19 protein-coding genes are annotated in these 19,445 nt (G+C 42.3%); 12 read left to right on the forward strand and 7 right to left on the reverse strand.

What is annotated here, in order from left to right; genetic code table 11:
• The first annotated feature begins 95 nt into the window (after positions 1–95).
• Complete coding sequence (locus ID165_RS19780; protein WP_192347153.1) at positions 96–1,763, forward strand: glycosyltransferase family 39 protein; 1,668 nt, start codon at positions 96–98, stop codon at positions 1,761–1,763.
• 2 nt (positions 1,764–1,765) lie between these two features.
• On the opposite strand, the gene ID165_RS19785 is transcribed toward ID165_RS19780, so the two are convergent.
• From ID165_RS19785 to rpsU, 4 genes are all read right to left on the reverse strand, one after another.
• Entirely contained in the window at positions 1,766–3,271 is a 1,506-nt protein-coding gene (locus tag ID165_RS19785; protein ID WP_192347154.1) for a glycosyltransferase family 39 protein, read from the reverse strand.
• 69 nt (positions 3,272–3,340) lie between these two features.
• Complete coding sequence (gene hpf / locus ID165_RS19790) at positions 3,341–3,646, reverse strand: ribosome hibernation-promoting factor, HPF/YfiA family (protein WP_192347155.1); 306 nt, start codon at positions 3,644–3,646, stop codon at positions 3,341–3,343.
• A 35-nt stretch (positions 3,647–3,681) separates the two neighbouring features.
• Positions 3,682–4,566 carry a tyrosine-type recombinase/integrase gene (locus ID165_RS19795; RefSeq protein WP_192347156.1) on the reverse strand — a complete coding sequence of 295 codons (885 nt, stop codon included), beginning with the start codon at positions 4,564–4,566 and terminating at the stop codon, positions 3,682–3,684.
• A 128-nt stretch (positions 4,567–4,694) separates the two neighbouring features.
• The gene (gene rpsU / locus ID165_RS19800; RefSeq protein WP_057940466.1) at positions 4,695–4,889 is read right to left on the reverse strand and encodes a 30S ribosomal protein S21; all 195 of its coding nucleotides are present in this window, start codon (positions 4,887–4,889) and stop codon (positions 4,695–4,697) included.
• A 185-nt stretch (positions 4,890–5,074) separates the two neighbouring features.
• Between rpsU and ID165_RS19805 the strand changes: the two genes are divergently transcribed.
• The 3 genes from ID165_RS19805 to ID165_RS19815 all read left to right on the forward strand — a co-directional run bounded on the left by ID165_RS19805 (position 5,075) and on the right by ID165_RS19815 (position 7,299).
• Entirely contained in the window at positions 5,075–5,746 is a 672-nt protein-coding gene (locus tag ID165_RS19805; RefSeq protein WP_192347157.1) for a hypothetical protein, read from the forward strand.
• Between the two features lie 230 nt (positions 5,747–5,976).
• Entirely contained in the window at positions 5,977–6,177 is a 201-nt protein-coding gene (locus ID165_RS19810; RefSeq protein WP_192347158.1) for a hypothetical protein, read from the forward strand.
• A 6-nt stretch (positions 6,178–6,183) separates the two neighbouring features.
• Complete coding sequence (locus tag ID165_RS19815) at positions 6,184–7,299, forward strand: hypothetical protein (protein WP_192347159.1); 1,116 nt, start codon at positions 6,184–6,186, stop codon at positions 7,297–7,299.
• Between the two features lie 118 nt (positions 7,300–7,417).
• Here ID165_RS19815 and atpC read toward each other — a convergent pair whose 3' ends face one another.
• Positions 7,418–7,663 carry an ATP synthase F1 subunit epsilon gene (gene atpC / locus ID165_RS19820; RefSeq protein ID WP_192347160.1) on the reverse strand — a complete coding sequence of 82 codons (246 nt, stop codon included), beginning with the start codon at positions 7,661–7,663 and terminating at the stop codon, positions 7,418–7,420.
• A 112-nt stretch (positions 7,664–7,775) separates the two neighbouring features.
• On the reverse strand, positions 7,776–9,278 hold the full coding sequence (gene atpD / locus ID165_RS19825) for a F0F1 ATP synthase subunit beta (RefSeq protein ID WP_192347161.1): 1,503 nt from the start codon (positions 9,276–9,278) through the stop codon (positions 7,776–7,778).
• Between the two features lie 300 nt (positions 9,279–9,578).
• Here atpD and ID165_RS19830 point away from each other — a divergent pair, with 300 nt between their 5' ends.
• From ID165_RS19830 to ID165_RS19855, 6 genes are all read left to right on the forward strand, one after another.
• Entirely contained in the window at positions 9,579–10,439 is an 861-nt protein-coding gene (locus tag ID165_RS19830) for a hemin ABC transporter substrate-binding protein (protein ID WP_192347162.1), read from the forward strand.
• Positions 10,440–10,545: 106 nt separating this feature from the next.
• Positions 10,546–11,607, forward strand: coding sequence for an iron ABC transporter permease (locus ID165_RS19835; RefSeq protein WP_192347163.1), 1,062 nt, complete (start codon positions 10,546–10,548; stop codon positions 11,605–11,607).
• A complete protein-coding gene (locus tag ID165_RS19840) occupies positions 11,607–12,410 on the forward strand; it encodes a heme ABC transporter ATP-binding protein (RefSeq protein WP_192347164.1) in 804 nt (267 codons plus the stop codon). The genes ID165_RS19835 and ID165_RS19840 overlap by 1 nt, the downstream gene beginning before the upstream one ends.
• A 2-nt stretch (positions 12,411–12,412) precedes the next feature.
• Positions 12,413–13,459, forward strand: coding sequence for a hemin-degrading factor (locus ID165_RS19845; RefSeq protein ID WP_192347165.1), 1,047 nt, complete (start codon positions 12,413–12,415; stop codon positions 13,457–13,459).
• A gap of 54 nt (positions 13,460–13,513) precedes the next feature.
• Positions 13,514–15,778, forward strand: coding sequence for a TonB-dependent receptor (locus ID165_RS19850; protein WP_192347166.1), 2,265 nt, complete (start codon positions 13,514–13,516; stop codon positions 15,776–15,778).
• 23 nt (positions 15,779–15,801) lie between these two features.
• The gene (locus tag ID165_RS19855; RefSeq protein WP_192347167.1) at positions 15,802–16,857 is read left to right on the forward strand and encodes an HmuY family protein; all 1,056 of its coding nucleotides are present in this window, start codon (positions 15,802–15,804) and stop codon (positions 16,855–16,857) included.
• A 443-nt stretch (positions 16,858–17,300) separates the two neighbouring features.
• Here ID165_RS19855 and ID165_RS19860 read toward each other — a convergent pair whose 3' ends face one another.
• A complete protein-coding gene (locus tag ID165_RS19860; RefSeq protein ID WP_192347168.1) occupies positions 17,301–17,780 on the reverse strand; it encodes a C40 family peptidase in 480 nt (159 codons plus the stop codon).
• Between the two features lie 107 nt (positions 17,781–17,887).
• Between ID165_RS19860 and ID165_RS19865 the strand changes: the two genes are divergently transcribed.
• Together ID165_RS19865 and ID165_RS19870 are read left to right on the forward strand one after the other, a co-directional pair.
• Positions 17,888–18,127, forward strand: a complete 240-nt coding sequence (locus ID165_RS19865) for a hypothetical protein (protein ID WP_192347169.1) — start codon at positions 17,888–17,890, stop codon at positions 18,125–18,127.
• Positions 18,128–18,451: 324 nt separating this feature from the next.
• Positions 18,452–19,435: a D-alanine--D-alanine ligase gene (locus ID165_RS19870; protein ID WP_192347170.1), complete on the forward strand. Its 984-nt coding sequence runs from the start codon at positions 18,452–18,454 to the stop codon at positions 19,433–19,435.
• The last annotated feature ends 10 nt before the right edge of the window (positions 19,436–19,445 follow it).

A 19,445-nucleotide genomic window follows, 5' to 3' on the forward strand; every position in this document is an offset into this window, starting at 1 on the left:
TTCTTCAGACTCCAAACAGCCCGGTTTTCTTGCAATTTTAGCCCTCAAGATGAATCCTAATGCAAAACCGGACTCAATCCGCCTATCTTTGTATCATGTCTTTAGCCTCCTCCCAAAACGCTCAAATCAACCCTTGGGTAACCATGATTGCTTTCGTCCTATTGGTTGGCCCCTTCGCATTGAGCTTTCACATGCATTATCCGGATGAAATGTATTATACCGATGCGGCAGTCAAAATGCTCCAAAACGGTGACTACCTGACTACCTATTTGGGCAGTGGCGAACTCAGGTTCAAAAAACCCATAGGAACCTACTGGACTGTTCTAGCAGGATTTAAACTGTTTGGAGTCAATCCTTTTGCATCCCGGTTTTTCTTTTTGATCGCAGGGGCTTTGACAATAGGGCTGACCTACAGGACAGCAAAAACTCTATTTGAAGACAAGCGAATAGCCGGGCTTTCCGCCCTGATTATGGCGTCGAATCCCGTTTTGATTTTCAGCGCAACACGATCCATTCCCGATGTATTGCTAGTCATGACTATGACAGCAAGTGCTCTCGGATTTGCAGGGCTGCTCCGGCATGGCAATGCTACTCCGAAAAAGTACCTGTGGATACTTTACATCAGTTTGGCATTGGCATTTGAGGTGAAAGGACTTCCCGCTGCAGCTTTGGGTGGAATTGGGTTGATCTATTTACTTTTCAATCCTTGGAAAAAAATCTCACCCAAGACGCTTTTCCATTTCCCTTCTATTCTAGTCAGTATTTTCATCGCCTTGTTTTGGTTTGTAGCGATGTGGAAAATCCATGGGCCCACTTATCTGGACAGCTTTCTGGAAGACCAGGTCGGTACACGTGTAGCCTCACGTTATCTACTAATCAGTCAAAACGGCTTCTTGGCCATGGGTATTCTGATCCTTATCTTTCTTCCATGGGTCATTTTTGCTGTTGCAAAAGCCAAAAGTTCAATCACAGCGGCCAGAAAAGAGGCTCCTGTGTTTTTCTGGTTTGCGATACTTTGGGGACTGGCGATTCTCGGAATGGGAGCGATGACTAGCAGATTCTATGAGCGCTATTTGCTTCCAGTCGCTCCGGTTCTGGCAATTTTGCTTGCATGGCTTCTGATAAAAGCAGAATTTGGAAATAAAAGCACTGCTTTAAAAATTACCGGTTGGTTCTTCCTCGTTCTGAATTCAGTGATTTTCTTGTTTAGTCTTTGGCTGAATATAAATCTAGGAGCTCCTTTTCTTATTTATACACAGCTCGGAATTGGCCTTCTCATCCTACTTTATCTTGGCCAAACTACTATCAAATCCAAAAAACTTCCGAATACGATCGCGTACGGGTTTATGCTGCTCTTTTTCTTACTTTCCACAGGCACTTTTCAGATTTCCTTGCCAGACCAAGGTCAGCAGGTAAAAGCCTTTGCAACACAAGAAAAAATTGACCCTACCGGTAAAATTGGTTTCATAGGAAATCTGCATACCAGCAGCAAGATCAGGATTGGATTGGGTACAGACTTTCAGATGGTCGATTTAAACCCTCATGAATTGGAAATTGAAATTAAAAATTATGACCGGCTGATCATCGAGGACAAATACTTAGACTCCATCGATACTGCAGGATTTCATATGAAAACAGCTTCGCTAAACTGGGCATCACGTGAGATTCCTGATTTATTGACAAATGCGGGAAATCCTGATTTCAAAAAAATATTAGAGGAAAAAGGACAGAAATACTATTGGCTGGAAAGAGTATCAAAGTAGAATTAATAAGAGTCTGGCTGATATGGATTGAACTCCTCCAGCTTCCTCCATACTTGGATTTTGGCTATTCTCAGCGGTTCACCCCGGAATGTAACAGGCAATTCTTCTTCATAAAGCAGTTCCTGAAAATCGGCAAATTCACCGGGCGAATCGAAATTCCAGCTTACAAAAATCCCAACTTTATCCTGGCCGACAAATTGCTCCAAGCCTGGCCAGAGATCAAACTGGTTTTTTCTTGACCCCATATTCAACATGTAGGTTTGCGGATGATCAGGCAGGTAAAATGACAGTTCCGAAGCCATATGATAAGTCTCTGAGAACACATAAGCATCTTCAACTCCCAAGCTATCACGCAGTGAAACCAGTCTATCCGCCAGAGGCTGATAACCTGCCATTCTCCTAAACGCAGACTTTTCGGCTTTCTTTATGGGTTTAATACTTTTCAGAAAAGTGAAATCAGGAAGAATAAACAGCAAGGGCAAACCTATGCTCAACCCCACACCCCAATTACGGATTTTCCGCCAAGTCAGACTTTGCTCAGTAACCCACGCGGCCATCAAAATCGCCAAACTGCTATAAGCAAACACCGGCCAATTCACTTCAATTGAGGTCATAAAGCTCAAGAATGCAAAACCTGTCCAAGACATCAGTACCGGCAAAAACAAATAGATTTTCACGTGATCATTAGACTTAATTGTGCCTCTAAACGCTCCTGCAGCGAGTGGAAGTAAAAACACGGAAATCATTGCAAGTTGGCCTCCCACGTACTCGAAAAATCCTGCAGTTGCCTTAGCAGCATCAAATGCCCCCGACTTTCCCCCTCCTCCACCAAGAGTAGCCAAATGCTTAAACGTATCGAAATTATTCTGCCAGTTCCAAACTAATGCAGGTATAAACCCCAATAAGCTGATTAAAAAAAACACAGCGTAATTCTTGCTTTGAGCCTTCCAAGTTCCGGTATATAGTAGATAGATAAGTAGAAAAGGGAAGATCAATCCCATAACCACTTTGGCCATCAGTCCAAAAGCTGTGGCTACACCTGCCCAGATCCACCAGCTTTTTTTTCCATCGGCTACTCCTCTATATGCAAAGTAGAGTCCCAAAGCCCAAAAGAAGGTGAGCGAGGAATCCGTCATGTGAAAAGTAGACGCCAGCCACCACATGGGCATTGCCTGCAAAATCATGGCTGACCAAAACCCGACTTTGGAAGAGTAGAGATGTCGGCCCAATAGGAAAGTCACCCAAGATATCCCGACTCCCAGCAGTATGGCGTTTAGCCGCACCCCAAGTTCCGTGTTTCCCAAAATAGCTGTGGAAGTATAATTAAGCACTGCAACTAGAGGCGGTTTGGAATAATAATGCCATGCCATATTCTGAGACCACAGCCAATATTGCGCTTCTTCTGTAAACAGGTCAATCTCCGGCCTTAGCGTAAATAGGACCTTGGCTATGACCAATCCAATGGAGACCAGCCAAAAGTAAAGTGAATAATTAGGAGACTTCTGCATAAGGTAATTTATATAAAAAAAGCACCTCCCAGAAACTGAGAGGTGCCGTAAAATTACTATCCTAAACTGTTACTGCTTAGCCAGCACTACTTTTTCTTTGTATTTTTTGATTTGACGTCTAAGTCCTTCGATCGCATCGTCAGAAGCCGCTTCAAAAGAATCCGCTTGACTCTTCGCAAAAAACTGCTTCCCCGGCACGTTTAATTTTATTTCCACGATTTTATTATCGTTATTATCATTCTTATCAAGTCTCAAAAAAACCTCTCCGTCTATTATTTGATCATAGAAAGTATCCAGCTTGTCGGCTTTTTTTTGAATAAAATCGATCAATTTTTGATCGGCGTCGAAGTGGATGGAGTGCATCTGCAGTTTCATATTCAATTGCATTTAGTGGTGAACAAATAATTTATTTATGCTTTGGGATGTGCCTGTTCGAACACAGCCTTAAGTTTTTCCATGGAATTGTGCGTGTATACCTGAGTGGCGGCGAGATTTGCATGCCCCAGCAAATCCTTGACAGCATTCAGATCAGCTCCCTTATTGAGAAGGTGGGTAGCAAAAGTATGCCTCAGCACATGTGGGCTGCGCTTTGAAGTCTGCGCAAAAAGATCCAAATAATGCCTGACGATACGAAAAATCATCATAGGGTAACTTTGCTTTTGTTGATTGCTGACAATAAAATACTCACTTTGACCTACTTTTGAAAACCTTTCCTCAAATACTTTTTTGTACAGCAAAATATTCTGTTTTAAGCCTTTTGTTATCGGAATAATTCTTTCCTTTTTCCTTTTCCCAAGCACCTTGACCGAATCCTCTATCAGATTAATATCCGACCATTGTAAGCCGATTAACTCTGAAAGCCTGACTCCGGTGAGGTAAAGAAACTCCATCACCATCTTGTCTCGCTGTCCTTCGAAGGTCGGTTCATAGACGCTTTCATTTAGAACGGATTCTATGGCCGATTCCTGCACAAACTCGGGAAGTTTTTTCGGGTTTTTAAGACCTTTTAACTTATACGTTGGATCCTTGGAAATGATTCTGGACCTAAGCAAAAACTTATAATAGGACCTCAGAGTGGCTATTTTACGGTTGACTGAAGTAGTGCTTAACCCACTATCTACCAGATCGATCACCCATGCCCGAAGCTCAGGATGCTCTGCCCCGGAAATTTCATTTATTCCGAACGAAAGCCCCACAAATTCCTCTAATTGTCTCAGATCCCGGCGATAAGCATCTACCGTATGTGGGCTGGCTTTTTTCTCAAACTCCAAATAATTGATGAAAGAATCGATCATATGTCAGGTAACTCGAAAGATAAGTTAGAGGAAAAAAATGAATAATTGCTGACCAAAATCACAAAAGGGCATAAAAAAACGCACCTGCCTGATGACAAGTGCGTTTGATATCGGAAGATCAAAACTGATTACTTCGCCGCTTCTTCTTGAAGATGCTGCTTGTAAGCCGCTTTGATTACTTGTGCTCTTCTTTTGATGGAAGGCTTAGTGAAAGCTTGTCTCGCACGAAGTTCACGGACTGCACCAGTCTTGTCAAACTTCTTTTTGAAACGCTTTAGCGCTTTCTCGATTGATTCGTTTTCTTTAACGTTAACTATGATCATATCTATACACCCCCTTTCGTGGCTGCAAAGGTATAGAATAAATAATACGGAAACAAACTATCTATAAATCCCTTCACTAAGTTCCGGGAAAGCAATTCATATACGAAATCCTCCGTTCACCTATTTTTTAATTTTATTACACTTGTTTTTTAATCTGATTGAGTCTCAATATTTTTCGATCTGCGATGAACGCTAAACTATACAGTACTTTCAATACCCTTTTTTTGATTGTAGCACTATCCTTATTTTCCTGCTCAAAAAGAGAGTCTGCAAGCATCAGCTGGGTGATTTCACAAGGTGTGATGAACAATTATGATTTCCGCTCTATAGGACTTCAGGTTGGAGATAATTTCCCAGACTTAGAATTATGGTGCATCTCCGGAAATACCGTTGCATTAAGTGAAATCACAGCCGGAGAAAAAGGGGCTGTCTTGATCACAGGCAGCTATACCTGTGATAAAACCAGGATGAATCTCCAATCAATAGACAGTCTCTCTAAAATTTATCAAGACAGCATCAATTTCTTTATCGTAAACACGGTAGAAGCACATCCCAACAATATCCAAAGTCCCTATTCTCCCGAGCCTGAACCATGGTTGGCCCAGGACAATCTTGAAGTGGGAATCGAAGCCCACCAGCCTAACACGATGAAGGAAAGAATGGACTTGGCCGAACGATGGAAAGCAGAACAAAGAATCAAAACGCCCATACTTCTGGATGGTCCTGAAAACGAATTCTGGAGTCAGGCCGGGCAAGCTCCAAATATGACAATAGTGATCTCCACAGAAGGAAAAATTCTACATAAAGAAGCATGGTTTGATGCCGGAATATTAGGGGATTTTCTCGCTGCTCCATAAAAAAACCGCTTCTCCCTGAAATACTTTTTTGTTAGACGAAAAATTCATAGTAACCAATTACACAATCCATTGAGGCACCAACCAAGCTATTTTCAAACTAACTATTTACCCCCCCATTAAAATTAACCGCTTATAAAATCAGGGAATTAAAAATTTGTAATTCCGCTATGGTATATCTAGCTTGAACTAAGCTAGCTTTTTAATTATCTTTTAACTTAAACAAACAAATCATGAAAAAAATGATGATTTTAACCCTTGCCGTACTGGGTATGGTCTTGGGTAGTTTTGCGGTGGTGCAGCCAGTGATGGCTCAACAAGAAAGTTGTCCCCCAATTATGGAAGATCCCTCTGGTTGTACAATTTATGAATGCGAAGGAAGTGGGTGCATCTTGACAGGCTGTCCTGGTAAACCAATAGTAAAAGCCTGCTAAAACAACATGATACAGCGCTGTATTTCCCTTTTTATCTTGATCGCCGTTTTAGTTGCATGCAAACAATCTTTAAAAAATGAAAGTTATGATTTAATTAGATTATCTATAACCGACTCAATCAAAATCAATGAAAGTAATTTCTTCATTAGTCCAATATCCCAAGCTAAGTTCATAAATGATAGCTTAATTGTATTTTCAAGCCATAAATCCCCATCAGGAATATGGATTTATGATTTTAAGAAAAATAAAATCATAAATCGCATTGTTTCAAAAGAAATTTGGGATGAACCCATAATCGTCAGCGGTTTGATAATTGACAATTATCCAACAGTTAAAATTTTAAACAAAACCGGAAATGTTATTTTAGTTATAAATCTAGAAAATAACGAGATTATTGAGAAAATAAAGCTGGATTTCCCTATAGGAAAAACCTTAAAACCATTTCAATCAGTATTCTTTGAATCAAATAATAACTATATAGTCGAACAATATAGTAGTGATCCAACAATGCAGTATAAAACCGCTTTCTATAAGAACAACTCTCCATTAGGCCTTTTTGATGGTAAAGGGAAATTTGTTGGAAATACTTTTGATTTCCCTTTACCATTAACTCACTTATCGAAACCCATTTTACCTTATAAGCACATCACCCAATCTGGCGGATTAGAAAACAACTTAGTTGCTACTCCCTCTACAGGAGAGATAAGCAAATATCAAAACGATAAGTGGGTATTGTATAAGTCGATGCCACAAAAAAGTATATTTTTTGATTTTGGTTTAAATTTTCTAGAAAACGAATACAATCATTTAACTAGCCCAAGTATGTCCGAGCTTCCCACATCAAATTTTTTTGACAACATATATGAAAATGAAAAATATATAATGGTTTCAACTTGGATTAAAAATCTGGAAGATTTAGAGATATTGGATTTAAGAACACATCTTTTCATATTTGACAAAGGAAAAGATAAGTGGTTCGAAACAGCATCGGTAAAGAATTTTCTGACTCAGGGAATACTTATTGGAGTAAAAAATGACACTATCTATTTTGTCGAAGGAAACTCAATGTGGAGAGACGAAAAATACATCAAACGGGCTGTGCTGAAACCTATTGAAGAATAGACTCACCTCTATCGAAGCCAACTTCTTTGTGTTTTCTTAGTGCTCTTTGAGCCCAATAAAACCAAAAAAAGTCTCCCATTCACATGGGAGACCTTTTTATATGTAGTAAATAAATTGCTTACGCGACTACTTTCTCAGCCAGCAGTACAATTACATTGTCTTTTACTTCTACTACTCCGCCATCCACGATTAGGGATTGCTTTCCTTCGGGAGTGGTAAAGGAAACAGTTCCTTTTGCCAAGGCCGAAACGAGAGGAGCGTGATTGTTCAGCACCTGAAATGATCCGTTGGCACCTGGGAAACTGGCCTCGGATACTTCACCCTGAAATACTTTTTTGTCCGGTGTGACGATTTCTAAATGCATATGCTCAATTTTTATTTAGTTATTAAAGGCTAAAGTCTTTTCATTGAATTGAAATACGCCAATTAGGATTGACTAAACATTCAACCCTCAACTTTTAACCTCCTTAACCGATTTATCTTACTTCAGCCAACAATTTCTCTCCCTTGGCAATAGCATCTTCGATGCTGCCTACCAAGTTGAACGCTGATTCCGGAAGATGATCCAACTCACCGTCCATGATCATGTTGAAGCCTTTGATGGTATCTTTGATATCAACCAATACACCTTTCAAGCCTGTGAACTGTTCTGCTACGAAGAAAGGCTGGGATAAGAAACGCTGAACTCTTCTCGCTCTGTGTACGACTTGTTTATCCTCTTCAGAAAGCTCCTCCATACCCAAAATCGCAATGATATCCTGCAATTCTTTGTAACGCTGAAGAATCTCTTTCACACGCTGCGCACAATTGTAGTGCTCATCTCCAATAATGTCGGCAGACATGATTCTCGAAGATGACTCCAAAGGATCCACAGCCGGATAAATTCCCAACTCTGCAATTTTACGTGAAAGTGAAGTTGTAGCATCCAAGTGGGCGAACGTGGTCGCTGGAGCCGGATCAGTTAAATCATCAGCAGGTACATATACTGCTTGTACAGACGTAATTGAACCACGCTTTGTAGAGGTAATTCGCTCTTGCATGGCTCCCATTTCTGTAGCCAAAGTTGGTTGGTAACCTACCGCAGACGGCATACGCCCAAGAAGTGCAGACACTTCAGAACCTGCCTGGGTAAACCGGAAGATGTTGTCAATAAAGAATAGGATATCTTTACCGTCACCCTCACCATCACCATCTCTATAATACTCTGCCAAAGTCAAACCTGTCAAAGCCACTCGCGCACGTGCTCCCGGAGGCTCGTTCATCTGACCGAAAACAAAGGTTGCTTTAGAGTCTTCCAATTTTTTCAAATCAACTTTAGAAAGATCCCAACCACCTTCTTCTTCAAGGCTGTGGATGAAGTCATCACCGTAAGTCACGATACCGGACTCGATCATCTCTCTCAACAAGTCATTTCCTTCTCTTGTTCTTTCACCTACGCCTGCAAATACGGATAGACCGGCATATGCTTTCGCTATATTGTTGATCAACTCCTGAATCAATACAGTTTTACCAACACCGGCACCGCCAAACAAACCGATCTTACCCCCTTTTGCATACGGCTCGATCAGGTCAATTACTTTGATACCCGTAAAAAGTACTTCTGTAGCTGTAGAAAGATCCTCGAAACGCGGAGCAGATCTGTGTATGGGAAGTCTCTTGCCAGCTGGAATAGATGGCAATCCATCGATAGCTTCTCCAACTACATTGAAAAGGCGGCCTTTGATACCCTCTCCTGTAGGAACTGAAATGGGTTCACCAAGATCTCTTACTTCCATACCACGGACCATCCCTTCAGATGAGTCCATTGCAATGGTTCTCACCCGATCTTCACCCAAGTGCTGTTGAACTTCCATTACGACCACTTGGCCATTTTCTTTGGTAACTTCTACCGCGTCAAGGATATTTGGCAGCTTACCGCCTTCAAAGGAAACGTCCACTACGGGCCCGATCACTTGAGTTATCTTTCCAATATTTGCCATTTGATAATTGAAATGTAAAAAGGATATGCTTTTTGAATTCGACCGCAAAATTAAGCAGAAAAGGCTAATACCAAAGGATATTTGGGAAATTAATCTGCAACCCTTCCATATTTAATTGCTTCTACGTACTACAGCCTTACTATATGATTCTCAATTGCTAAGGCATGACATGTAAAAACATCATTCATAAGACACCATTCCTGTAATAGACCTTATTTTTTAACAATTTCAGCCCTGTCTTTATTTGGATTCAATCCGGTTAAGCGTACATTTGTACAGTATTTAAAATCAATCTAAATAATGATAAAGGCATTTTTCCCACTTATACTTGTAGTAACCGCAATCTTCGCCGCTTGCTCCCCATCATCAAAACAAGAGGACACTACAGAACAGCGAAAAATCATAACTGCAGGAGGCACAGTAACTGAAGTAGTAGCTGCGCTCGGTCACGGTAATGAAATCATTGCTACGGATCTCACCTCTACTTTCCCTGAAAGCATGAAGGACCTCCCTTCCATAGGCTATAGAAATCAAATAAAAGCTGAGGGCATTCTAGCTTTGGGTCCTGATCTTGTACTTTTAGAAGAAGGATATCTCAATCCTGATGTAGTGACGCAGCTAAGGGCTGCAAAGGTGGCTATTGAGGTTTTCGTCAAGCCAAGTACAGTGGAAGGTTCCAAGAAGCTGATATCTGAGATTGCTACATTTTTTGATGAAGAAGAAAAAGGAAAAGAAATCAATTCAGCAATCGATGCTGATATAGCCCAGCTCAAAACCTATTTAGATACCCAGGAATCCAAACCAAATGCTGTCTTTTTAATGGCAAGAGGCCCTGAAACAGTATTCATTGCGGGTGACAAAACATTTACGACAGAGATGTTTGAGTTGGCAAAAATCGAAAGAGCAGCAACTGGCTTTGACGAATTTGTTCCAATGACCCCTGAATCATTGGTTTCCATGAATCCGGAATACTTGGTGTTTTTTGAATCAGGAATTCAAAGTGTCGGTGGAAAAGATGGCTTGATGGCGATACAGGGCATAGATCAAACCACCGCATTCAAAGAAGGACATATCATTGCACTTGACGGACAATACCTCTCAGGTTTTGGACCAAGAGTGGGAAAAGCAGCATTGGATTTAGCTAAAGCAGTTCGACAATAATACATACATATCACTATTCCGCCGACAAGCAATCAAAGTATTAAAAGACGATTTAAAATCAAGCGTTGAGTCGCTTCGATCATCCGTCTTCCAGCCATTTAATAAAATGATCACCGCATTGAACCATAAGAAGATCCAAAGTCAAAACCTTACCTTAATTGGTTTCGGGTTTGTGTTGGTTTTCGTTGTGCTGGCTTCTCTCTCTTTGGGCGCTTTTAGCATTCCGCTACCTCAGACTCTTGCCATCTTGTTTGATCAGATCAGTATCAAAACAGGAACATTTGAAGCCCAACAAGCAAACGTGCTTCTACAGATCCGCGCTCCCAGGGTCTTGATGGCCCTTCTAGTCGGCGGTGGCTTGGGGATCGCCGGAGCAGCACTTCAAGGCATGTTCCGAAACCCTCTTGTAGAGCCAGGGCTGATCGGTGTAAGTACAGGATCTGCATTATTTGCTGTGATTTTTATGGTTTTTATCCCGGCAGCACCTGCTTCATTGGCTTGGATAAAAATGCTCGGGTTGCCTTTATTTGCTTTTGCAGGAGGCTTAATATGCATGGTCTCAGTCTACCAGCTCTCAAAATCCCAAGGAAAAACAGATGGGGCGACTTTGATATTGGCCGGTGTAGCAATAAACGCTTTGGCAGCAGCCTTAATCGGTTTGGTACTGTTCTTTGCAGATGATTCAGCACTGCGAAGTTTTACTTTCTGGAGTCTTGGGGATATGGGAGGAGCCACATGGGGTAAAATTCCGGTGACGCTGGCCCTTATCGCTGTGCCTTCCCTTCTAGTGCTAGGTAATTCCAGACAACTGAATGCTCTCTCACTAGGAGAGCATGAAGCGTTTCATATGGGAGTGAATGTACAACAGGTTAAATCCCGTCTACTTATTTGCAGCGCATTGATCGTAGGCGTAGGAGTATCTATGGTAGGAATGATAGGCTTCGTAGGATTGGTAGTCCCCCATTTGATCCGTATTCTATTTGGAGCAGATCACAGACTGGTACTGCCGGGATCATTTCTTCTTGGGGCCATTCTATTGAATTTTGCTGATCTTATTGCAAGAGTGATCGTAATTCCTGCCGAAATGCCAATAGGAGTAATCACTGCACTTATCGGCGCTCCCTTCTTTATCTGGCTTATTTTCAACCTGAATAAATCTAAAAAATAATGCTTCAAGCCTCCCGAGTACACTTTTGTATCAAGCAACGGCCTATTGTAGATGAGGTCAGCCTAGAATTGAATTCAGGAGAAATTTTGGCAGTATTGGGGCCAAATGGAGCCGGAAAGTCAACTTTTTTCAAAATCCTGTCAGGAGAAATCCCGTGTAAACATGGATCTATAGCCTATAATGGGCACAACATACGTAGCCTAAAAGCGGGCGAACTTGCAGCAGTAAGAGCAGTGATGCCGCAACATACACAGGTCAGTTTTCCATTTACGGTACAGGAAGTCGTGGAACTGGGTCTTATCAGCACCAAAGTCAAGCAGCCCTCTGTCTTAATACAGGAAGTGCTGGAAGCTACCAACACTGCTCATCTAAGAGATCAGGTTTTCAATAACCTTTCCGGAGGAGAAAAACAACGGGTGCAACTTGCTAGAGTTTTGGTTCAAATCTGGGAAACCAAGCCCTTCCCTAGATATTTACTGCTCGACGAACCAACTTCAAGCTTGGATATAGCACAGCAGCATGCCGTTCTGAAAATACTCCAAACCCTGAGATCAAGAAACATTGGAATTCTGGTGATTCTCCACGAACTGAATCTCGCTGCTCAATATGCAGATAAAATTGCGTTGCTGAAAAACGGGGTAATAGCAAAAACAGGAACAGTAGAGGAAGTTCTGGAAGAGAAAATCCTAGAATATGTCTTTGATCATCCCATCCATCTAATTAAAAACCCTGTCACTGGGGGAATGCTCATATCCTCCGCTGCAGAGACACATACATCCATACCCACATTTAAACAAGCTTAACCATGGAAACTATCCAAGAATCCGAACAATCCCTAAAGCAAGCATGGGACAATCTGAAAGAATCTGAACCGCAACTTAGAATCCGCGATGCTGCTGCCAAACTCGGAGTGACGGAAGCACAACTTTTAGCTACCGGTATCGGTGCCAACGTGATCCGTTTGACAGAAAATTTTACGGAACAACTGGAAGAATTCCCAAAGCTAGGCCGCGTGATGTCATTGACCAGAAGTGAGGGATGTGTATTGGAGCATAAAGGCCCCTTTCAAAAAATAGAAATGCATCAAGCAGGGCCGAACAAGATCGCAACTGTAATCGGACCAATCGAACAAAGAGTATTTTTCGCAGGTTGGAAATTCGGTTTTGCAGTGACTACTGAGACTCCAAGAGGAACTATGAAGAGCTTGCAGTATTTCGACAAAGCAGGTGAAGCTGTAATGAAAGTCTATCTGCAGGAAAAATCAAATGGAGATGCTTACGAAGAACTGGTAAAAAACAACACCGCCGCTGATCAATCTGCCGACTTGGAATTAGAGGCATTTCCTACTCCGGAATACACTTCAAGAGCCGAATTGGACTTTGAAGGATTCACTCAGGACTGGGAGAACATGAAGGACACACATGACTTCTTCGGCATGCTGCGCAAATACAAACTTAACAGACAAGACGCTGTAAAATGGATCGGTGAGAAGTGGGCTTATGAAGTGGACAGACTTGCTGCGCGGAAAATTGTAGAGACTGCCGCAGCCACCAAGCTTCCAATTATGATTTTTGCGGGAAACAAAGGAAACATCCAAATCCACCAAGGCAAAGTGCAGACTGTGCGTCAGATGGGAGATTGGCTAAATGTCCTCGATCCGGATTTCAACATGCACTTGAATGAAAATGTAGTGGATAAAGCCTATGTGGTCCACAAAAACACGGAAGATGGTTTGGTATCGGCAGTCGAGCTTTTCGACAAAACCGGTGAAATGGTTGCCCAATTCTTCGGATTGAGAAAACCGGGACTTCCTCAGAAACCCGAGTGGAAAGCATTGGTAGATAGCCTTTAATTAATTATCCGACGGGAGTTTTCGGCTCCCGTCAATTCAAAAAATTTTATGCACATGCATAGATTTAATCTAAATAAATACTTCGTTCTGCTTTTCCTACTGCTGGTGGCAATGCCACTTTTCCTTCAGGCGCAAACTGTGCTGAATGGAAAAGTAGTGGATGCGCAGGGAAATGCAGTTCCTCATGCTACTGTATGGCCGGCTGAGCTCGCAGTTGAAGTTGCGGATGAGCAAGGTAAATTTTCACTTGCAAGACTTCCTAAAGACGGTCAAATCAAGATCTCTGCAGTAGGATTTGAAACCATCGTAGCAAACTGGCCGCCAGGAGAAACCACGGCAACCTTTTCGCTGATAGCAGCAATTTCGGATTTGGAAACAGTGGTGGTGACCGGGAGTTTTGAGCCGCAATCGGCCAAGCAATCGGTTTATCAAGTCCGTACGATCAGTTCTGAAGTCATCCAAAACCGTGCTCCAAGCAATATTCAGGAGGTACTGAACACAGAATTGGGAATTCGCTTTTCCCAAGACAATGCGCTTGGATCCAGCAATCTGGAACTGCTCGGTATGTCCGGTCAAAACGTGAAGATCCTGATTGACGGTATTCCGATGGTAGGCCGTCAGGGAACTTCCAACGAAATCAACATCAACCAGATCGATATCAACCGCATAGAGCGGGTTGAAATAGTGGAAGGCCCGATGTCGGTCGTCTATGGCGCAGATGCTTTAGCCGGTGTGATCAACATTATTACCAAGTCTGATAGAGTTGAGAAATTTAATGTAAAAGCCAGAGTCCAAGAAGAAACTGTAGGCAGCGAATACAGCCCTTTTGACGGGAAAGGAACACATATCAGAAGTGTGACGGGAAGCTACCGCTTAAAAAACTGGGACTTTGGAGCCTCTTTCTCACAGAATAATTTCGGCGGATGGAAAGGTGAAAAAACAGACAGAGAATATGAATGGCTCCCCAAAGAACAGAATTTCTTTAATCTCAAAACAGGTTGGGGAAGCAAATCCTTAAACTTGGAATATCAACTGGATTTTTTGGATGAGACGGTATTCGCTTATGGCCCCGAGGCCAGGTTAGAAATCCTCGATCAAGAATTCATCACCTCCCGCTGGATGCATAGACTCAGTGGAAGATGGGATACCAATTCCAAATTTGGTATGACATGGCAGGGAGCATTTACCGATTACAGCAGAGAAAGCCAGACTTGGGTGAGCAATGTCCGAACCGGCGAGCATTACCAATCCCAAGCTCCCGGAGCAAATACCACCATTGACTACAAAGGTTTCAGCTGGAGAATGATCGGGGACTGGAAGATCGCTGACCGCTTCAAACTGCAGCCCGGAATAGACCTGAATACAGAGACCGGTTCAGGAGAAAGAATTGAAGAAAATGAAGGCATTCAAGACTATGCCATATTTCTATCAGGAGAATGGACACCTTTCAACGCAATCAAGATAAAGCCGGGAATTCGCAAAAACTGGAATTCTGCATACGATGCGCCAGCTCTGATTCCTTCGTTGAATACCAAGTTTGTGCTGAGTGAAAATCTGGATTTAAGATTGGCGTACGCCAATGGCTTCAGAGCACCATCGATCCGTGAATTGTATTTCAACTTCTTTGACGCAAGTCACAGCATCACAGGCAACCCCGACTTGAAAGCAGAGACCTCAAATAGCTTTAATGGTTCCCTGGACTGGAAAGCGCAAATCAATCCAAACTGGAGGATTTCAACGGTTTTGGGGGCTTTTTACAATAACGTAAAAGACCGAATCGCATACGGCCAGGATCCTAGCAATATTCAAGTCACCACGCTCTTCAATGTAGAACGGTACAAGACAACAGGTTTTACGCTGAACCATACAGAGTCCTTCAAAAATCTCTCCGCCAATGTGGGCTTCTCATACATCGGCAGATACAATCTCCTTTCTCAAGAACAGACCATAGTGCCGGAAATGAGCTGGACACCTGAGGTAAATACAAATCTGACCTATCAGTTTTTACCATGGAAAACCACAGCCACACTTTATTACAAATGGACAGGTGCGCTGCCGGGATACGAAACGGTCGCTGACTCAAATGGCAATCCCTCTGCCAGAGAAATCATGCTTGACGGATACCATTGGATGGACATTTCTTTCAAAAAAGACATAGGCAGACACTTATCAGTAAATGCCGGTGCCAGAAATATGCTGGATGTAAAACAGATCAGTAGCACTTCCGGAGGCGGAGACGCCCATGGAGGTGGAGCCCAAAGACCGGTAGGCTACGGAAGATCATATTTCCTCGGCCTCACTTATCAATTAAATAAATAACTAATTCTCCAAACTTAAACACAATGCAACAGTATCGATTTCTAACTTTTACAGCCCTAATGGCTAGCGTAACGCTCCTCTCATCATGCAATGATGATGATACTCCAGAACCTGTGGTGGTACCTCCCACAGAGTCGGGTCTGATCGAAGTGAATGGTGGCGGAGCAGCTTATCCCAATACCGCATACATCCAATTCCGAACTGGCACTCAGACGGCAGTAGCCAGAGAATCATGGGATCTTGCCTTCTCCACAGGATCTGACTTTAAAGTTTTGATCAACGGAACTACAGGAGCCATGGCTTCTGCTACCGGAGAAACTGATATCAATACAGTATCTGCTGCGGATATGACAGCAGCTGATTCTGCTGCTTTGGTATTAAGCTTCACTAACCTAGTAGGAATTCAACACGTGGACGATGCGTCTAACCCACTTTCAAGTCCAACGATTTCTACAGTAAGTGCTACGGAAGAAAGCAATGAAGTTTACTTTCTTTCGAGAGGTGCCAGCGCAGTCGATGCAAAACCTCTTAAGAAAATTAGAATCATCAGAAACGGTGAAGGCTATACGCTTCAGCATGCGGATGCAGATGCTACTGCTTTTGTCAGTGTGGATATTGCGAAGAACAACGACCTAAACTTTGTTTATTTCAGTTTTGAAGATGGCATTGTAGACGTAGAGCCAGGCAAAGCGTCTTGGGATATAGCATGGACTGCAGGTACCTCATCCACAAGTTTTGGAGGCGCACCTTTGGCATATTTCTTCCAAGATCTAGTTTATCATAATATATATGGTGGCGCAGGAGCTGCTCAGGTCCTTGAAGAAGATATTGCTTATGAAAACTTTACAGAACAAGATGCTGAGACACTCACTTTCAATACCACAGATAGATTGACTATTGGTTCAAGCTGGAGGACAACACAGCCTTCAGAAACTCCTCCGCACGCTTTTGATACGATATATTACATTGTTAAAGACTCCGAAGGAAATATCTACAAAGTAAGATTCCTATCTCTTACCAAAGACGGTGAAAGAGGCAAGCCAAGCTTGGAATTCGAGCTTGTATCGGATACACAATAACAATTATTAGGTTCAATATTTCGGAAAGGCCAGGGATAGCGAAAGCTGTTCTTGGTTTTTTTATTTTTAACCGCTGAGGTCACGGAGGATTACACAGAGGTCACAGAGGAAATGTGAGATACACGGAGCGGTTGGAGTTAAAAGTGTAAAAGGTTAATAGATTAAGGGTTAAAGGGGATGGAGGTTGAGGGATTGGATGATCACAGACTATACTGTTATCCTGCTTCTCCAGAAGCTGGACTTTTCCCTTTATTTTTTCTAATTAAAGCCCCAAAGCAAGATAGTTTTAATGGAGCAATGATGGCCATTTATAAACTGCGTGCTCAGCAAAACCTCTGTTTACCTTGTGGTTTAGAAAATGATCAATTTTCAAATTCAATGGTCAAGGGCAAGCCAACAATAATCTTTGCGCTCCTCTGTGCACTTTGTGGTTTAGAAAAGCCTCAATCCAAAATCCTTCTGGCAAAAAGAAAAGCATTTGACCAATATCGGTTGCTCAAGTAATCCTCGGACACACCGAGCGAAGTGGAAGAGTGGATAAAACGGACATCTCCCCGTGAAGTCTCAGTCACGATTCCGGAATGGGTCACCCCCTTCTTTTTTTTCCCCGTAGCAAAAAATAATATATCACCGGGTTTGATCTCGTTGGTGCGGATACTCTTACCCATTTTGCTTTGATCTGCCGAAATTCTGGGCATGGTAACTCCTACGGAATAAAAAGAATGATAAACTAAAGCAGAGCAATCCATCCCCGAGCGGGTAGTTCCACCATACCTATAGGGAGTTCCCGTATAGCTTCTAGCAGTCTGAATCACAGTATTAAAAGGCTCATTCGCTACTTTCTTTTTGGATGCGCAGGATGCGGCAAGCATCAATCCTAAAACAAGAAAAAAAGCGGTAAAACGGAATTGTTTGCGCAGCATAGTGGTTTTTGTTCTTTCAAGTATAAGTCGAAGCCGAACAGGAATCAATCTTTTTTTGTCAAAAAAAGCGTTTCATTTCCTTACCTTAACGAAAGCAATTGAAGATTATGAGCAAAGAAGAATTCACCAATCTTCCTTTCCACAAAAAAATAGCAACCCTCTACACCGAAGGTACTTTCGTTGTGGCTATCCGCTATTACAAGCATAAGGTGAATTTGTATTTGCTGGAAAATGAATACGTGGAGGTATTCTACAATCACAAGCAGGACAAAATCGATAAGATTGACTTTTTGCCACGCGATCATACAAGAATGAAATTCTATCTGGATCAGATTAAGCTGGCGTAGTATCTTCCCGTTAAAGTCTAATTGACAAAAATTTTCCCGCTGATTTACGCCGAAAAAGACTTCAATTTCCCCGCTGATACGCGCTGAAAATACGCTGATCTTCGCTGATTTTTTATTCCCAAGCCTAAGCATCTGCGAAAATCTGCGCTTGTTATCTGCGTCAATCTGCGGGAGACAGGATATAATCTTCGTAAATTATCTGCTTTTATCTGCGGGCAAGAAACTTAAATTGCCAGTCGTTTATAATCTGTTAGAGTTATCCGCAACAATCTGCGGGAAATCACGAAAAATTCAAGTAATTCGTACCGTTAATTCTAATACCTAATGAAGAGAAAAATCGCCCTGGTGACAGGTGGATATACTGGAGAATCTGTGATTTCTCTGAAAAGTGCCGCTGTGGTGGAAAAAACCATTGACCGAAATCTTTACGACGTTTACAAAATTCTGATTTATCCTGGGGATTGGCATTTTCTTTCCGTTTCGGGAGAAAAAATTCCGATAGATCTGAATGACTTCAGCATCCGGATTGGCGATGATAAAATCACGTTTGATGGAGTCTTCAATATCCTTCATGGTTCACCGGGAGAAGATGGGAAACTCGCAGGCTATTTCGATATGATCGGATTACCCTATACGACCTGCGATCAATTAACATCTGCTATCACCATGAACAAAGGCTACACCAAAGCCATTGTGGATGATATAGAGGAATTGCACATTGCCAAATCGCTTCAGCTTTTTGAAAACTCTCCGGCAAATCTCAAACGGGTGGGAAATGAGCTGACCCTACCGCTTTTCATCAAGCCTAACAATGGCGGGAGTTCCATTGGCATGAGCAAAGTAAAAACCTGGGAAGAATTGCCGGAAGCCTTGGAAAAAGCCTTTGCAGAAGATTCACAGGTATTGGTGGAAGAATTCGTATCCGGTCGTGAGTTTTCGATTGGATGCTACAGAGGAAAGGGAGAAATCACCGTTCTTCCGGCCACTGAGATCGTCAGTAGCAAAGAGTTTTTTGATTACGAAGCTAAATACGTTGCCGGTGTAACGGAAGAAATCACTCCCGGTAGACAATCAGAGGAAGAGTCAACTCGCGTGAATCGTATTATCCCAAAAATCTATGAAAAGCTCAACTGTAAAGGTGCTGTCCGCATTGACTATTTTCTTCAAAATGAAACCGGAAAATTCTATTTTATCGAAATAAACACGGTGCCGGGGCAAACTGAAACTAGTCTGATTTCCCAGCAAGTACGGGCAATCGGAATGGAAGTGAGGGATTTTTATACGGAGTTGATTGAAGAGATGTTTTGAAGACCGAAGT

The sequence above is a fragment of the Algoriphagus sp. Y33 genome, from assembly GCF_014838715.1.
Classification (GTDB): Bacteria; Bacteroidota; Bacteroidia; order Cytophagales; family Cyclobacteriaceae; genus Algoriphagus.

Bases quoted from the DNA above. Each gene is read 5' to 3' on its own strand.
- ID165_RS19780 (WP_192347153.1), top strand. From the start codon at position 96: ATGTCTTTAGCCTCCTCCCAAAACGCTCAAATCAACCCTTGGGTAACC.
- ID165_RS19785 (WP_192347154.1), bottom strand. From the start codon at position 3,271: ATGCAGAAGTCTCCTAATTATTCACTTTACTTTTGGCTGGTCTCCATT.
- hpf (WP_192347155.1), bottom strand. From the start codon at position 3,646: ATGAAACTGCAGATGCACTCCATCCACTTCGACGCCGATCAAAAATTG.
- ID165_RS19795 (WP_192347156.1), bottom strand. From the start codon at position 4,566: ATGATCGATTCTTTCATCAATTATTTGGAGTTTGAGAAAAAAGCCAGC.
- rpsU (WP_057940466.1), bottom strand. From the start codon at position 4,889: ATGATCATAGTTAACGTTAAAGAAAACGAATCAATCGAGAAAGCGCTA.
- ID165_RS19805 (WP_192347157.1), top strand. From the start codon at position 5,075: ATGAACGCTAAACTATACAGTACTTTCAATACCCTTTTTTTGATTGTA.
- ID165_RS19810 (WP_192347158.1), top strand. From the start codon at position 5,977: ATGAAAAAAATGATGATTTTAACCCTTGCCGTACTGGGTATGGTCTTG.
- ID165_RS19815 (WP_192347159.1), top strand. From the start codon at position 6,184: ATGATACAGCGCTGTATTTCCCTTTTTATCTTGATCGCCGTTTTAGTT.
- atpC (WP_192347160.1), bottom strand. From the start codon at position 7,663: ATGCATTTAGAAATCGTCACACCGGACAAAAAAGTATTTCAGGGTGAA.
- atpD (WP_192347161.1), bottom strand. From the start codon at position 9,278: ATGGCAAATATTGGAAAGATAACTCAAGTGATCGGGCCCGTAGTGGAC.
- ID165_RS19830 (WP_192347162.1), top strand. From the start codon at position 9,579: ATGATAAAGGCATTTTTCCCACTTATACTTGTAGTAACCGCAATCTTC.
- ID165_RS19835 (WP_192347163.1), top strand. From the start codon at position 10,546: ATGATCACCGCATTGAACCATAAGAAGATCCAAAGTCAAAACCTTACC.
- ID165_RS19840 (WP_192347164.1), top strand. From the start codon at position 11,607: ATGCTTCAAGCCTCCCGAGTACACTTTTGTATCAAGCAACGGCCTATT.
- ID165_RS19845 (WP_192347165.1), top strand. From the start codon at position 12,413: ATGGAAACTATCCAAGAATCCGAACAATCCCTAAAGCAAGCATGGGAC.
- ID165_RS19850 (WP_192347166.1), top strand. From the start codon at position 13,514: ATGCATAGATTTAATCTAAATAAATACTTCGTTCTGCTTTTCCTACTG.
- ID165_RS19855 (WP_192347167.1), top strand. From the start codon at position 15,802: ATGCAACAGTATCGATTTCTAACTTTTACAGCCCTAATGGCTAGCGTA.
- ID165_RS19860 (WP_192347168.1), bottom strand. From the start codon at position 17,780: ATGCTGCGCAAACAATTCCGTTTTACCGCTTTTTTTCTTGTTTTAGGA.
- ID165_RS19865 (WP_192347169.1), top strand. From the start codon at position 17,888: ATGAGCAAAGAAGAATTCACCAATCTTCCTTTCCACAAAAAAATAGCA.
- ID165_RS19870 (WP_192347170.1), top strand. From the start codon at position 18,452: ATGAAGAGAAAAATCGCCCTGGTGACAGGTGGATATACTGGAGAATCT.